Origin of the sequence: Halanaerobium congolense (genome assembly GCF_004366375.1) — a bacterium.
In the GTDB taxonomy this organism is placed as follows: Bacteria; Bacillota; Halanaerobiia; order Halanaerobiales; family Halanaerobiaceae; genus Halanaerobium; species Halanaerobium congolense.
In genome coordinates, this window is sequence record NZ_SOEF01000045.1 from 1 (window position 1) to 16,300 (window position 16,300).

The window sequence follows — 16,300 nt, forward strand, 5'->3', positions numbered from 1 at the left end:
TTTTAACGGAGATTATTTGTGCGACGCTTATTATCTTATCAAGCTCTTTTTGCTTTGTCAAGAACTTTTTAAAATAATTTTATCGACCAAAAAATCATATTGTTTTTCGGCGACAAGTAATATAGTAACATCTATTATTATTTATGTCAAGAAAAAAATAAAAAAAATTCCTTCAAGCAGATAATAGTTACAATTAAAATTATCTACTTTAAAGGAAGTTTATATTATTTATATTTGGGACAAATGTCCTGGTATTATATTTTTAAAGAACATTTTTATATAAATTTTCATTATAATTTATTACTTTATCCAAAATAATCTATATATTCATCACTATTTTCTATAACCTCTTGCTTCCATTTCTAATTCTGCTGCTTCAAAAATAAAATTTTTTATTCTATTAAGCACCTTAATATCCCTCCTTGTAGTTTTATAAAATTATAGGAATTATAATTAAGCTTATTAAAAAGTTATTGATTACATTATATCGAATAAAAATTATTATGATGTAAAATAATTAACAATTTTAATCTAATCGATATTATCTGCTTCAATATCTTTTTCTGCTTCAGATTTAGTTTTTTCTTCAGCCAGAGCTTTTTCAGCTTCTTCTTTATCTATTTTTTCCACAATTTTATCGAAACGAACTTTAGCTTTTTCTTCTGGTGTTAAATCCTCTTTCTCATCCTCATTTTCTTCATCTTCTTCTACTATTTCATCATTAATTCTGGCTAAAGAGACAACTTCATCCTCTTCACCGACATTAATTATCTTAACCCCTATAGTATTTCTTCCAGTAGTTGAAATTTCATCTACATCAACTCTAATAATAATACCATTTTGAGTTATAACCATCATTTCTAAGCCTGCTTCAACAATTCTAGCGGCAGCTAATTTACCATTTTTATCAGTAATATTAGCAGTAAGTATACCTTTTCCACCTCTATTTTGAATTCTATATTTGGAAATAGGGGTTCTCTTACCATAACCATTTTCGGTTATTACTAATAATTCTTCACCTGCAGAATCAATTCCCATATCAATTACCTGATCTTCATTTTCTAAATTAATTCCTTTAACTCCATAAGAATTTCTACCTACAGCTCTAACATCATTTTCACTAAAATGAATTGCCTTAGCATTTTTAGTAATTAAAAAGATATTTTCATCTTTATTAATTATTCTAACACCTATTAATTCATCATTTTCTCTTAAATTAATAGCAATTAAACCAGTATAATTAGTATCATATTCATCTAAAGCTGTCTTTTTAATTAAACCATTTTTTGTAGCCATAATTAAATAGGCATCTTCTGGAAATTCTTTGACAGGGATTACAGTATTAATTTTTTCATTTTCTTCTAATTCTAAGAGATTTACAATAGCTGTACCTCTAGCCTGCCTCCCAGTTTCCGGAATTTGATAACCTTTTAATCTATATACTCTTCCCTGATTTGTAAAGAATAAGAACTGATAATGGGTTGTTGTAGTAAATATATTTTCTACATAATCTTCTTCCTTAGTGCTGATACCTATTACTCCTTTACCCCCACGACGCTGACTGCGGTAAAGATCAAGCGGCATTCTTTTAATATAACCTTGATTAGTCATAGTTACTACAATTTGTTCCTCTTCAATTAAATCTTCTAATTCTAAATCTGTAGCTCTATTCATAATTGAAGTTCTGCGTTCATCATTATATTTCTTTTTTATTTCTAATATTTCATTTTCAACAATTTCAAGTAATTTTAATTCATCTGCTAAAACAGATCTATAATATGTTATTTTTTCCTGCAGATCAGCATATTCTGTTTCAATTTTATTTCTTTCTAAACCTGTCAGACTCTGAAGTCTCATTCTTAAAATAGCATTAGCCTGAGTTTCAGAAAGATTATAGTTTTCCATTAAATTGATTCTAGCTGTATCTACTTCATCAGCATTTTTTATCATTTCGACAATTTCATCAATATTTGCTAAAGCAATTCTATATCCTTCCAGAATATGTGCTCTATCAAGTGCTTTATCTAGATCATATTTAGTTCTACGGCTGATTACTTCTTTTTGATGTTCTAAGTAATGTTCCAAAATTTCTTTTAAAGACAATACTTTTGGTTCTTTATCTACCAGAGCAATCATAATCACACTAAAAGTAACCTGAAGTCTGGAATGTTTAAATAATTGATTCAAAACAACCTGTGGAGTTGCCTCTCTCTTTAATTCAATTACTATCCTCATTCCATCTCTATCTGATTCATCTCTAATATCTGAAATTGCTTCCAGTTTTTCATCTTTAACTAAATCAGCAATTTTTTTAATTAAACGAGCTTTATTAACCTGATAAGGTAATTCATCTACTATGATCTGTTTTCGATTAGTTGATAAATCTTCAACTCTAGTCTTTGCTCTAACAGTTAATTTTCCTCTACCATTCTTATAAGCTTTATAAATACTGCCTCTTCCCATAATCTGACCACCTGTAGGAAAATCAGGTCCTTTGATAGTACCCATTAATTCTTTGGTTGTGACCTCTGGATTATTTATTAATTTTATAACTCCATCAATTACTTCTCCTAAATTATGAGGTGGAATACTTGTCGACATTCCAACTGCAATTCCAGAAGCACCATTAACTAATAAATTAGGAAATCTTGCCGGTAAAACTTGTGGTTCCTTTAATGATTCATCAAAGTTAGGTATAAAATCAACAGTTTCTTTATTAATATCTGTCATCATCTCAGAAGCAATTGGAGCCATTCTAGCTTCAGTATAACGCATAGCCGCTGCACTATCTCCATCAATAGATCCAAAGTTTCCGTGGCCGTCAACAAGCATATAGCGATAAGAAAAATTCTGAGCCATTCTAACCATTGTATCATAAACTGCTGTATCTCCATGAGGGTGATACTTACCAAGTACTTCCCCGACAATACGGGCAGATTTCTTATGTGGTTTAGTATGGGTCATTCCTAGATCATTTAAGGCATATAAAATTCTTCTGTGTACAGGTTTTAATCCATCTCGAACATCCGGTAAGGCTCTTCCTACAATAACACTCATCGAATAATCAAGATATGATGTTCGCATTTCTTGATCTATGTCAATTTTTTTAACTCTTGCTGCTTTTTGTTCCAAAATATTTCACCAACCTTTATCTTTTAGTAGAATTAAACATCAAGATTTTTAACTTCGCGGGCATGTGCCTGAATAAATTCGCGTCTGGGAGCTACCTTATCTCCCATCAAAATAGAGAATGTCTCATCAGCCATAATTGCATCCTCTATATCTACCTGGAGTAAGATTCTATTATCTGGATCCATAGTTGTATCCCATAACTGACTAGGATTCATCTCACCAAGACCCTTATATCTCTGCATTGAGACTCTATCACTTCCAATTTCATCTAGAAGCTCCTTCAGTGCTTTATCATTATAGACATATTCTTCTCTTCTACCCTTTTTGACCTTATATAAAGGTGGTTGTGCAATATAAATATTACCATTTTCGAGTAAAGGACGCATATATCGATAGAAAAATGTTAGAAGTAAAGTTCTAATATGAGCTCCATCGACATCAGCATCAGTCATAATAATAATCCTGTCATAACGAATATTATTTATATCAAATTCTTCCCCCACTCCTGTTCCAATAGCAGTGATCAAAGCTCTGATTTCATCATTATTTAAAATTTTATTTAAACGTGATTTTTCCACATTTAATATTTTACCTTTAAGTGGTAAAATAGCTTGAAATTCTCTGTCACGTCCCTGTTTAGCAGAACCTCCGGCAGAATCACCCTCTACTATATATACTTCTGTATCATCAGCTTTACGACGAGAACAATCTGCAAGCTTACCAGGTAAGGCTGTAGAAGTTAAAGCACTTTTTCTTCTGGTTAAATCTCTAGCTTTACGGGCAGCTTTTCTTGCTTGAGCTGCACTCATAGCTTTATCAATAATTGCCTTTCCCACCTTTGGATTTTCTTCTAAATAAGTTTTTAAAAATGAAGAAACTGCAGAATCAACAAAACCGCGAATTTCACTATTTCCCAGTTTAGTTTTAGTCTGACCTTCAAACTGAGGCTCTGATAATTTAATACTTATAATTGCAATCATACCTTCTCTAATATCTTCACCCTTTAGGTTATCATCATTATCTTTCAAAAGATTTTTACTGCGGGCATAATCATTAAAGGTACGAGTGGTAGCCGATTTAAATCCACTTAGATGTGTTCCACCCTCTTTTGTATTAATATTATTAGCAAAGGTGTAAAGTGAGGTATTATATCCCTGATGATACATAATTGCAACCTCAATTGAACCTTCTTCAGCCTCATCTTCTATGTAAATTGGTTCAGAAAGTAAAGGCTTTTTACTCTGAGTTAAATATTCAACAAAAGAAACTAAACCTCCATCAAAGTGAAATTCTTCCTCTTCAACTTCTTCTTTTCGAGTATCTGTTATTTTGATTGTTGTTCCTTTATTTAAAAAAGCCAGTTCTTTTAAACGCTGAGCCAGGACTCTAAAATCAAAATCTATTTCTTCAAAAATTAAAGAATCCGGTTTAAACTCAATTGTAGTTCCTGTACAGTCACTGTCACAGCTTCCAACTATCTGCAGCTCATGTTGAGGAACTCCTCTTTCATATTTTTGCTTATATACTTTTCCATCTTTCCAAGCAATTTCAACTTCCATCCATTCTGTTAAAGCATTTACTACTGAAATACCAACACCATGGAGACCCCCGGATACCTTATATCCTTCTCCTCCAAATTTACCTCCTGCATGAAGAGTAGTCATTACAACTTCTACTGCTGGTTTATCTACCTTAGGATGGATTTCTACTGGGATACCTCTTCCATCATCCTGAACTTTCACTACATTACCAGGCTTAATTTCAACAGATATTTCCGAACAGTAGCCAGCCATTGCCTCATCAATACTATTATCAACTACTTCATAAACTAAATGATGTAATCCTTCTAAACTTGTAGAACCAATGTACATCCCAGGCCTTTTACGAACTGCTTCCAGTCCTTCCAATACCTGTATATGTTCTGCTTCATAATTACCTCTATCCTTAATATCCATCAATATCCCCCATTTTCTTCTGTAAACTTATCAACTCTATCACCAAGTGTCTTAGATGAGATCATTGAAAGATAAATTGTCTCTCCTGTTAACACAAAAGAACGGGGATTACCCCCAGAATAATCAACAATAAATCCTTCTTCATCAGAAATCTCTAAAAATTCCTCAGTTATCTCAGATGAAGTCGTACTCTCTAAATCACCAATTAATACTACTTCCTTGGAAGGAATCATATAACCATCACCAAGATGTAAAAACATATCTCTAATTCACCCTCTTTTTTATTCTCCCCTTTTGAACCTGATATACATTATAGGAGTTATTTTTAAGTCCGGATAAATTTTCCCCATCTGTTGCTGTAATTATAGTCTGAATCTTATCAGCTATAATATTAATTAATGCTTTTCTTCTTAAACCATCTAGTTCCGAAAAAACATCATCTAAAAGCAGGACTGGATATTCTCCGGTCTCTGATTTCATAAATTCCAGTTCTGCTAATTTTAATGCCAAAGCAGCAGTTCGCTGCTGTCCCTGAGAACCATATTTGCGTAAATCCATCTCATTTACCTTTAAAATAAGATCATCTCGATGTGGTCCAATCACAGTATAACCACGAGCAATTTCCTGATCGCGTTTTGCTATCAAACTATCTATAAAAAGTTCTCTTAATTCTGCCTCTCCCAATTTTTTTGAAAAATTATTTAGAGAAATATCATATTTAAGTTCTAAATTTTCTCTTCCCTCAGTTATTTTACGCTGAGAAAGTCTGGCCAGAATTTTTAATTTATCTATGACTTCTATTCTTTTTAAAATAATTTTTGTTCCAACCGCAGCCAGCTGTTCATCCCAGACTGCTAGCATTTCTCTATCATTTGATTTTCCATCTCTAATAGACTTTAATAAATTATTTCTTTGTTTTAATAGATGATCATATTTATTTAATAAATGATTATAATAGCGGCTAACCTGTGAAATTTCAAGATCTATAAAATCTCTTCTATAAGAAGGTCCCTCTTTAACCAGTTTTAAATCCTCAGGAGAAAACAAAACTGCATTTAAATATCCAAGCAGTTCTTTAACTTTATCCAGAGGATTATCATTAATTTCAACCCGGCGTCCACCTTTATCTAAACGCATGGCTAACTTTATTTTACCTTCCCTGCGCCTTAAAAGCAACTGAACTAGAGCTTTATCTGCCTCCCAATTAATCATTTCTGAAGTAATACTACTTCTATGAGAATTAGCAGTTGCCATTAAATAAATTGATTCTAAAAAATTAGTTTTTCCCTGACCATTGGCACCTAAGAAGATATTTAGATTTGGATTTAAATCAATTATTAATTCATCAAAATTACGAAAATTACGGCAGAGAACTCTTTCTAAATACATTAATTATCCCCGACTTACTTTATATTTTTTTTCTTCAGCTGTTAAAGAAACAATATCACCAGCTTTTAAAGTCTTTCCCCTCTTTAATTCTATTTCTCCATTAACCTCGACTTTTCCTGCCTGAATTAAATGTTTTGCTTCTCCACCACTCATTACAATATTAGCCCATTTTAAAAATTGATCTAAATTAATTGTATCACTTGTTATTTTTATTTCTTCCATTTTTTTTCTCCTCTAATTAAATTTTAGTGTAACCTCTGAATAACTATCCACATTTCAACATCCAGTACACTTTTATGATTGTGAACGCACCGGCATAATTAGATAGATAAACTTATCCCCAGCCTCTGTTTTCGATTTTACAACCAAAGGATTTAAAGGTCCAATCATTTCTATATTAATTACATCTGAATTTAAAACTTTTAAAACATCAATAAAATAGCCAGCATCAATATTTATTTTTTGTTCAGGGCCCTCCATATCAATTTTTATTTCTTCATGAGCATAACCTGAACTGCCCTCAGTTGAATTAATTTCCATTAAACCCTGATCTACAGAAAGAGTTATAATATTTGCATCAAGTTTAGCAATTAAAGAAGCTCTTTTTACAGCCCTATGCAGCTGAAATAAATCTGCTGAAAACTTGCTATTAGATTCATCAGGAATAACCAACTCATAATTTGGAAATTTACCTTCTATTAAACGCGATATTACCTCTATTCCAGCAAAAATAAAACGAACATAATTACTGTCAACTTCTATATTAACAGAACCCTCATTTTCTAATAAATTATTAAGTTCTTGTAAGGTGCTGCCTGGTAAAATAACTGCTATTTTTTCATTAACAGATGTTTTTAAAGGAGCTTCAATATATGATAAACGATATGTATTGGTAGAAACCATCTTTACTTTTTCTGCTTCAACCTCAAACAAAGCACCTGTTAGAGCAGGTTGAGTTTCATCTTTAGAAGTAGAAATTCTTACTTTTTGAATCATTTCCTTAAATTTACTTGAAGGTAAATTAAATTTTGAACTTTCTTCTACCTGAGGTAAATTAGGAAATTCATCTGGATCATAACCATTTATTTTAAATAAAGAATTGATACATTTTATCTGCAGCTGCCATTTATCTTTATTTAATTCGATTTTAACTTCTTCATTTGGTAATTCACGAATAATATTTAGAATTTGATTAGCTGGCAGTACAATTGAACCATCAAGTTGGCCGTCAACTTCTAATTTATACTCTATTCCTAATTCTAAATCAGTTGATTTTAAATTTAAAGTATTATTTTTTAAACTAAAAAAGATACCTGTTAAAATAGGTAATGTTTGATTTTTAGCTACAGCTCTTCTAACTATATTTAAAGCATTATATAAGTTTTTTTGATTAATTGAAAATTTCAAGGTGTATCCCTCCAGATATAAAGTTATTAACAAAATTCCAAAATAATAATAGTGGTTAATTTATTAATAAAACTAGTAGTAATAGTAGTAGGGGCTGTGAATATGTGGAAAAGTCCTTTTAACTCAGTGAGACAATGATTTTACCTGTAGATAAGTTGTTAACGAATAAACTAAGAGTTATCCACATACTAACAGTTTTAAATTATTAACAATCTATCAACATGGATCTTAATACTTATCCACAAATATTGTTGATGAATAATATAAAGGATAATTTAGTTTAAAATATAAGAATAATAAATTTAAATTATCCATGTTTTATTGTATCTATAAGTCTTTCAATTTTATTATTAAAATCATCTTCATTCTTTATTTTCTCTTTTATTTTATTATGAGCATGAATAACTGTTGTGTGATCACGTCCTCCAAATTCATCACCAATATGGGGTAGAGAAAAATCAGTTAATTCTCTGCTTAAATACATAGCTATTTGACGGGGAAATGCAATATTTTGAGTTCTTTTTTTAGAATGCATATCTTCCATTCTTAAATTGTAGTCTTCAATTATAATTTTTTTTATTCTTTCAATATTAACTTCTATTTGCTCATTTTTCTTTTTATTAACTAGATCTTTTAAAGCTTCTCGAGCTAAATCAACATCAATTTCTCGATCAACTAAAGAAGAATAAGCAATTACTTTAACTAAAGCACCTTCTAATTCTCTAATATTAGATTGAATTTTATTTGCAATATAGATAACAACTTCGTTGGGAATTGTTAAATTTTCAATATCGGCTTTTTTTCTTAAAATTGCAATTCTAGTTTCTAAATCAGGTTTCTGAATATCAGTAATTAAACCCCATTCAAAGCGGGAACGAAGTCTTTCTTCTAAAGTAGGAATTTCTTTTGGTGGACGATCACTAGAAATAATAAGCTGACGATTTGATTCATGTAAAGTATTAAAAGTATGAAAAAATTCTTCCTGGGTTCTTTCTTTACCAGCTAAAAATTGAATATCATCAACCAGTAAAATATCTATATTTCTGTATTTATCTCTAAAATCTACAGTTGAATCATCTTTAATGGAATTAATTAATTCATTCGTAAAGGTTTCCGAAGAAACATAAACAACTTTATAATCAGGGTTATTTTTTAAAATAAAGTGAGCAATTGCCTGCATTAAGTGAGTTTTACCAAGTCCTACATCACCATAAATAAAAAGAGGATTATATGCCTTTGCCGGTGCTTCAGCAACTGCTAAAGATGCCGCATGAGCAAATCGGTTGCTGTTACCAACAACAAAAGTATCAAATGTATATTTTGGATTAAATCCATTTTGTTTTAATTCTGATTCAATCTTATCTTCTTCTGTATTTTTTTCTGCAACTTCAACCTTATCAGTATCTTCTTCTTGATTAGTCTTATTTTTTTTGTTTTCTTTAAATTTTTTAACCTCTTTGGGAGTTAAAAGAATTAAAGTCCATTTATTTCCAGTTAAATCTTCCAGTATATTTTCAATTAAGTCTGTATACTGACTTTCTATCCATTCTTGGATAAAATTGTTAGGTACTTGTAATACCAGCTGATTTTCTGCAGTTGTCATAACTGCTTTAGTTTCCGAAAACCAGGTATTAAAACTTGGATTAGTTATTTTTTCTTTTATATTTTCTAAAGTTTTATTCCAAATGTGATCTAGTTCTTTTTGCGAGAAAGACATAAAATACCTCCTGTAATTCAAAAAATTGAGCTTAAGTTAAAGTTATCCCCAATCAATGGGGATAAAAAAGGCTTTATCCACAAAATTGTGGAAAAGGTTGGATTTTATCCACAAGACAGATAATAGATTCTTTACTGTTAAGTCAGTAAAATTACTTTTTTGTTTAAAAAAATAAATATAATTTTGTTAATAAAAAGAGAAAAGATATCCACAAATAATAATTGTTATTAACAATTTGTGGATAAAAAATTAAAAAATTGTGGATAAGTAGCTATATTTAGCTGTATTTTGTAGTTTTGTTGATAAATCTATAAACATTTTGTTAATATTATCTTAACTATTAATTCAGTAAGGGTTGAAAAGAAATCATAAATAACCATATTAATAATAACAGATTATTAACAAATTATCAACAAAGCATCAAATAAATTATCTTGTGGATAAGACTAAAACTCCTTGACTCTACTATGTAAATAGCATATAATTTTAAATGTATGAATAAATAATGGGATTGATTGTGGATTATTTTAGTTGGAGGTTATTTGGTGGAAAGTCTTAAAAAGAATAAGGAATTTAAAAAAGTATATGAAAATGGTAAATCATATGCTACTCGTAATCTAGTAATTTATTGTTTAGACTACGAAAAAGGTAAAAAAAATAGATATGGTTTGTCAGTCAGCAAAAAAATTGGAAATGCTGTTGTTAGAAACAAGTTAAAAAGGAGATTGCGTGAAATTATTAGAGAATTTGAAAAAGAAAAAGTGTTTAAGGGTTACGATATAATTTTTATTGCCAGACAACCGGTGGTACAGCTAGATTATCAAGATTTAAAAAGAGATGTAAAAAAATTATATAAAAAAATGAATATAATTTAACTTACATAAGCAAAAGTTAAAAATAATATTTAAATTGTTTACATAATTATTTTAATAATTATGAAACTGGTTAAATAAGGTGATAAAATGAAAAAGTTATTTTTATTTTTAATTAAAATCTATCAAAAGATTATTTCACCCTGGACTCCCAAAAGCTGTCGTTTTCGTCCCACTTGTTCGGAATATTCAAGACAGGCAATTGTAAAATATGGGGTTTTAAAAGGTAGTTGGCTGGGCTTTAAAAGGATTATTCGCTGCCATCCTTTTAATCCAGGCGGTTATGATCCGGTAGAATAGGAGGAATTTATTAAATGTTTGATTGGTTAATTAATGGAATGGCGTATGCTTTAGATTTTATTTACAATATTGTTGGTAATTATGGTCTTGCAATTATAATCTTTACCCTGCTGATTAAAATAGTTCTTTATCCTTTAACTGCAAAACAGACACGGTCAATGCGGGAAATGCAGGAAATACAGCCTGAAATGAAAAAAATTCAGGAGAAATATAAAGATGATAAGGAAAAACAGCAGGAAGAAATGATGAATCTTTATCAGGAACATGGTGTTAATCCAGCAGCTGGTTGTTTGCCAATGATTGTTCAGATGGCTATTTTAATTCCTTTATACAGAACTATTTTTGCTCTGGGAGATAAAATGGCAAGTGAAACATTTTTGTGGATTGGAACTATAACTAATGGATCTTTAGCAGATCCTGATATTGCAATTGTTCTTTTAAATGCAGTTGTTATGTTTGGTCAAACTTATATGACTCAGCAGATATCTGGTGGAGATGGTAAAAGTAATAAAATGATGTATATGATGCCGCTCTTTATTATATTTATTGGTTTTAGATTACCATCTGGTGTATTATTATACTGGTTCACATCAACTTTATTTACTGTAGCACAGCAGTACTTCTTATCTAAAGAACCCAGCCGAATCAAGGGGGATGCATAGTAGATATGAAAAGTATAAAAATAGAAGCTAAAAATGTTGAAAAAGCAGTAAAGAAGGCTTTAAATGAACTTGAAATTGAAAGAGAAAATGCAGAAATAAATGTTATTGATGAAGGAAGCAAAGGTTTATTAGGTTTCATAGGTGCTAAAGATGCTGTTGTAGAAGTAAAAGAAATTTTTGATCCAATCAAGAAGGGAAAAGAGTTTTTAGAAACACTTTTAAATAAAGCCCAAATAGATGTTGGTGTAGAAATTTTAGAAGAAAAAACTAATGATGAGCAAGTTGTCTACAACTTAACTGGGGAAAAAGAACTGGGTTTAGTAATTGGTCATCGCGGTGAAACACTTGATGCAATGCAGTATTTAACCTCTATCTTTATTAATAAGGAATTAGAAGAATATTTTAGGGTTTTGCTTGATGCTGAAGGTTATCGTGAGCGACGCAAAGAAACTTTAGAGAGGCTTGCAGCAAGATTGGCTTCTAAAGCAGAAAGAAAGAAAAGAAAAGTTGTATTAGAACCTATGCCGCCACATGAGAGAAGGATTATTCATATAGCACTTAAAGAAAATAAAAATGTTAAATCATACAGTGAGGGAAAAGAACCCTACCGTAAAGTTATGATAGAACCATTAGATAATTAATAATTTATCTAAGATCAATAAAGAACTGCTTTTTTAAATATGCAGTTAGAATAAATAGAAAAATCAAAGAAGCAGATGGCTTTTATCATTAACCCAGCAGGAATTTCTCTGCTGGGTTATGTTTTAGGAGGTGTTAAGTTATGAATATTTTAAAAGAAGATACAATAGCCGCAATTGCAACACCATTTGGCACTGGAGGAACAGGAAAAATAAGAATTAGTGGACCTCAGGCCTATGAAATTGGTGATAAAATTTTTAAATCAATAAAAGAAGGAAAAAAACTATCTCAACAGGAGACTTATACTGCTCATTATGGTTATATTAAGGATCCAGAAAAAAATAAAGTTGTTGATGAAGTAGTTGCCATTATGATGAAAAGACCTCATTCGTTTACCGGGGAAAATGTTTTAGAATTTGACTGTCACGGGGGGATGACCCCATTAAAGGCAGTACTGGACTTAACTTTAAAGTGTGGAGCACGTCTAGCAGAGGCAGGAGAATTTTCTCAAAGAGCTTTTTTGAACGGAAGAATTGATTTAGCTCAGGCTGAAGCAATTATCGAAGTCATAAATTCTAAAACTGAAAAAAGTCTTGATTTAGCAGTTGACCAGCTGAATGGTAAGCTTTCAAAAAAAGTCGATCAGATAAAAGAAGAGGCAGTAGAAATACTGGCTCATTTGGAAGCTGCGATTGACTATCCAGAAGATGAAATTAAAGGTTTTTTACCGGGGCAACTGGGAGATAAATTTAATTATATAAAAGAAGAAATAGAAAAATTATTAGAAAGCAGTAAACAGGGCAAAATATATAAAGAAGGTTTAAAAACGGTTATTGTAGGTAAACCCAATGTAGGCAAATCAAGCTTATTAAATTATTTTTTAGAGGAAAAAAGAGCTATTGTAACTGATATTCCAGGTACAACTAGGGATGTCATTGAAGAATATGTTAATTTAAAAGGAATTCCTTTAAAAATAATTGATACAGCTGGAATTAGAGAAACTAGTGATGCTGTTGAAAAAATTGGGGTAGAGCGGACTAGAAAATCTGCTGAAAAAGCAGACTTAGTTCTCTTTATGTTAGATATTAGTCAGGATATTACCGCTGAAGACAGAAAAATTTACAAACTAATTAAGGATAAACCGTTAATAGTAATTGTCAATAAAACTGATTTACCTGTCAAGGTTGATAAGGAAAAAATTGAAAAAGAATTTTCAGAGCACAGTGTTCTTTGGATCTCTTTATTAGAAGAAGAAGGTTTAAATGAACTGAAAGATGATATTTTAAAAGAAATAATAGATGAGGATATTGATCTTGATTCTGAAACAATTGTTACTCAAAGCAGACATAAAGATGCTTTAGTTAAAGCAGAAGCAGCAATTGAAAGAGTAATTGTTTCACATGAAACAAATATGCCTTATGATTTTTTAACAATAGATTTAAAAGATTGTTTAGATGCTTTAGGTAAGATTACAGGAGAAACTGTAGCAGATGACATCTTAGATAGAATATTTAATGATTTTTGTCTTGGGAAATAAGTATTAATAAAAGGGAGAGATATAATGGATTTTTATAAATATCCAAAGGAGTATGATGTAATTGTAATAGGAGCAGGTCACGCAGGCTGTGAAGCTTCTTTGGCTCCAGCACGTATGGGCTTAAAAACACTTACCCTGACAGTTAGTTTAGATCATGTGGCTTTTATGCCCTGTAATCCTTCACTTGGTGGCCCGGGAAAATCTCATATTGTAAGAGAAATTGATGCCTTGGGTGGCGAAATGGCAAAAAATATGGATGAAACAATGATTCAAATTAGAATGCTCAATACAAGTAAAGGACCTGCAGTTCACGGACTACGGGGACAATCAGATAAAGATGAATACCATAAGAGAATGAAACAGGTTTTAGAGCAGGAAGACAATATAGATTTAAAACAGCAGATAGCCGAAGAAATTATTGTTGAAAATGGTGAAGTGAAGGGAGTAGTAACTAAAACAGGAGTCTTTTTTTCCGGTAAAAAGGTTATTTTAACTACAGGTACCTTTTTAAAAGGAAGAATTATTATTGGTGAGGCGGAATTTAATGCCGGTCCTAACCAGCAGTATCCGGCCAATAAACTCTCTGGTAGTTTAAAGGAACTGGGGATTAACTTAAGAAGGTTTAAAACTGGAACTCCTCCCCGGGTCAGCAAAAAATCTATGGATTTTTCTAAAATGGAGCCGCAGCCGGGAGAGGAAGATTTAAGTTTTTCTTTTGAATCAGAACCTCTAAGTGGGGAGCAGGCAATGTGCTATTTGACCTATACTTCCGAAGAAACTCATAAAATTATTAGTGATAATAAAATGAGAACACCATTATTTAGTGGTGTAATTGATGGAGTTGGTCCTCGTTATTGTCCTTCAATTGAGGATAAAGTAGTTCGTTTTCCTGATAAAGGCAGACATCAGCTTTTTATTGAACCTGAAGGACTGGGTACTGATGAATATTATGTTTCTGGACTTTCTACCAGTCTTCCCTATGATGTACAGATAGAAATGGCAAGAACCATCCCGGGCTTAGAAAATGTAGAAATTATGAGGCCGGGATATGCAATTGAATATGATTGTGTGGATCCAGAAGAATTGAAACTTGATTTAGAGTTAAAAAAAGTTAAGGGGCTTTATACTGCTGGCCAGATTAATGGCAGCTCAGGCTATGAAGAGGCAGCTGGTCAGGGTTTGATTGCCGGAATTAATGCGGCTTTGAATCTGCAGGGAAAAGATCCTATAATTTTAAAAAGGTCCCAGGCCTATATTGGAGTTTTAATCGATGATTTAGTTACTAAAGGAACCCCGGAACCCTATAGAATTATGACTTCTAGGGCGGAATATAGGCTGCTTTTAAGACAGGATAATGCAGATCAAAGATTAACTCCTTTAGGAAGAAAAATTGGCTTGGTTAGTGATCAAAGATATAAGCATTACCAGGAAAAAATGGATGGTGTGAAAAAAGCTTTAACTTATTTACGGGCAGATGAAAATCAGGTAAATCCAACAAAAGAAGTAAGAACCAAATTAGAAGAGTTAGAGAGTGGAAATCTAAGTAAACCAGTTAGCTTAGAAAAATTACTGCGCCGGCCAGAAATATCCTATACAGATCTTCAATTTTTTGCAGATGATCTTCCAAAAATAAAACCGGATGTCCAGGAACAAATAGAAATTCAGGTTAAGTATAAAGGATATATAGAGCGCCAGGAAGCTCAGGTAGAGCAGTTTAGAAAGATGGAAGAAAAGAAGATTCCTGAAGAACTAGATTATGATCAACTAGATAATCTTCGACTTGAAGCAAGAGAAAAACTTAATAAAATAAAACCACTTTCAATTGGACAAGCTTCCCGTATTTCCGGGGTATCTCCTGCTGATATTTCAGCTTTAATGATTTATCTTGAACAGTATAACAGAAAAAATAAGGATGATCAGAATGAAAATCAATAAGGAGAAATTTATTTCCCAATTGGAAAAAGGAATTAAGGATTTAGATATTTCCTACAGCAATGAACAGCTGCAGCAGCTGTGGGAATACTATCTTTTCTTTATAGAAGAAAATAAAAAATATAATTTAAGCACTATTACAGAACCAGAGGAAGTTATAAAAAAACATTTCTTAGATTCTTTGGTTATTTTAAATCAATTAAATATAGATCAAAGGAAAAGATGGCTTGATATCGGAACTGGTGCTGGATTTCCAGGTATGGTTTTAAAACTATTTTTACCTGGAGATAGTTTTTATCTATTAGATTCTTCTTCAAAAAAGGTTAATTTTTTAAATCAATTAATTTATAAGTTGGGCTTAAGCGGTATTGATGCTACTCACGGCCGGGCTGAAGATTTGGCAAAAATTTCAGAATGGCGGGGTTCTTTTGATTTTGTTTGTTCAAGAGCTGTAGCTTCTTTAAATGTTTTATTGGAATATGCAGTACCCTTTTTGAAAATCGGTGGATTGGCTTATCTTTATAAAGGTCCGGAATATAAAACTGAAATTGAAGAAGCTAAAAATGCTTTAGATATTCTAGGAGCTAAAATCAAAAAAACAATTGAGCTTGATGTTCCAGGACTTGAAGCGGAGCGCTATTTAATTATAGTGGAAAAAAATAACACCACTTTACAACTTTTTATCATGCAGCATCCCTGAATGAAATAAAGCTGTGCAAACAATCCTTTAAATTCCCATAAATTTTGGTATTTTCGAA

Annotated in this window: 14 protein-coding genes; 7 read left to right on the forward strand and 7 right to left on the reverse strand. The window is 31.4% G+C overall.

Translation table 11 applies throughout. The features are described from left to right. Positions 1-531: 531 nt before the first annotated feature. From gyrA to dnaA, 7 genes are all read right to left on the reverse strand, one after another. Complete coding sequence (gyrA, locus tag C7954_RS12215; protein ID WP_073157919.1) at positions 532-3,132, reverse strand: DNA gyrase subunit A; 2,601 nt, start codon at positions 3,130-3,132, stop codon at positions 532-534. Between the two features lie 32 nt (positions 3,133-3,164). Continuing rightward, positions 3,165-5,087, reverse strand: a complete 1,923-nt coding sequence (gene gyrB, locus C7954_RS12220; RefSeq protein ID WP_073157923.1) for a DNA topoisomerase (ATP-hydrolyzing) subunit B — start codon at positions 5,085-5,087, stop codon at positions 3,165-3,167. Next, a complete protein-coding gene (remB, locus tag C7954_RS12225) occupies positions 5,087-5,347 on the reverse strand; it encodes an extracellular matrix regulator RemB (protein WP_073157926.1) in 261 nt (86 codons plus the stop codon). Before remB ends, gyrB begins: the two co-directional genes overlap by 1 nt. 4 nt (positions 5,348-5,351) lie before the next feature. Then, positions 5,352-6,476: a DNA replication/repair protein RecF gene (gene recF, locus C7954_RS12230; protein WP_073157929.1), complete on the reverse strand. Its 1,125-nt coding sequence runs from the start codon at positions 6,474-6,476 to the stop codon at positions 5,352-5,354. Between the two features lie 3 nt (positions 6,477-6,479). Continuing rightward, positions 6,480-6,698 carry an RNA-binding S4 domain-containing protein gene (locus tag C7954_RS12235; protein WP_073157932.1) on the reverse strand — a complete coding sequence of 73 codons (219 nt, stop codon included), beginning with the start codon at positions 6,696-6,698 and terminating at the stop codon, positions 6,480-6,482. 72 nt (positions 6,699-6,770) lie between these two features. Next, positions 6,771-7,883, reverse strand: coding sequence for a DNA polymerase III subunit beta (gene dnaN, locus C7954_RS12240; RefSeq protein WP_073157935.1), 1,113 nt, complete (start codon positions 7,881-7,883; stop codon positions 6,771-6,773). A gap of 307 nt (positions 7,884-8,190) precedes the next feature. After that, positions 8,191-9,600, reverse strand: coding sequence for a chromosomal replication initiator protein DnaA (gene dnaA / locus C7954_RS12245; protein WP_073157938.1), 1,410 nt, complete (start codon positions 9,598-9,600; stop codon positions 8,191-8,193). 545 nt (positions 9,601-10,145) lie between these two features. On the opposite strand from dnaA, the gene rnpA reads away from it, so the two are divergent. From rnpA to rsmG, 7 genes are all read left to right on the forward strand, one after another. Further along, entirely contained in the window at positions 10,146-10,475 is a 330-nt protein-coding gene (gene rnpA, locus C7954_RS12250; RefSeq protein WP_073157941.1) for a ribonuclease P protein component, read from the forward strand. A gap of 87 nt (positions 10,476-10,562) precedes the next feature. Continuing rightward, positions 10,563-10,772: a membrane protein insertion efficiency factor YidD gene (gene yidD, locus C7954_RS12255; RefSeq protein WP_073157944.1), complete on the forward strand. Its 210-nt coding sequence runs from the start codon at positions 10,563-10,565 to the stop codon at positions 10,770-10,772. A 14-nt stretch (positions 10,773-10,786) separates the two neighbouring features. Continuing rightward, positions 10,787-11,434: a YidC/Oxa1 family membrane protein insertase gene (locus tag C7954_RS12260; RefSeq protein ID WP_073157946.1), complete on the forward strand. Its 648-nt coding sequence runs from the start codon at positions 10,787-10,789 to the stop codon at positions 11,432-11,434. Positions 11,435-11,439: 5 nt separating this feature from the next. Beyond that, positions 11,440-12,075 (forward strand): RNA-binding cell elongation regulator Jag/EloR, encoded by a 636-nt coding sequence (gene jag, locus C7954_RS12265; RefSeq protein ID WP_073157949.1) that lies wholly within the window; start codon positions 11,440-11,442, stop codon positions 12,073-12,075. A gap of 140 nt (positions 12,076-12,215) precedes the next feature. Continuing rightward, the gene (mnmE, locus tag C7954_RS12270) at positions 12,216-13,610 is read left to right on the forward strand and encodes a tRNA uridine-5-carboxymethylaminomethyl(34) synthesis GTPase MnmE (RefSeq protein ID WP_134060124.1); all 1,395 of its coding nucleotides are present in this window, start codon (positions 12,216-12,218) and stop codon (positions 13,608-13,610) included. 24 nt (positions 13,611-13,634) lie between these two features. Next, complete coding sequence (mnmG, locus tag C7954_RS12275) at positions 13,635-15,545, forward strand: tRNA uridine-5-carboxymethylaminomethyl(34) synthesis enzyme MnmG (protein ID WP_073157955.1); 1,911 nt, start codon at positions 13,635-13,637, stop codon at positions 15,543-15,545. After that, the gene (rsmG, locus tag C7954_RS12280; RefSeq protein WP_134060125.1) at positions 15,532-16,242 is read left to right on the forward strand and encodes a 16S rRNA (guanine(527)-N(7))-methyltransferase RsmG; all 711 of its coding nucleotides are present in this window, start codon (positions 15,532-15,534) and stop codon (positions 16,240-16,242) included. Before mnmG ends, rsmG begins: the two co-directional genes overlap by 14 nt. The last annotated feature ends 58 nt before the right edge of the window (positions 16,243-16,300 follow it).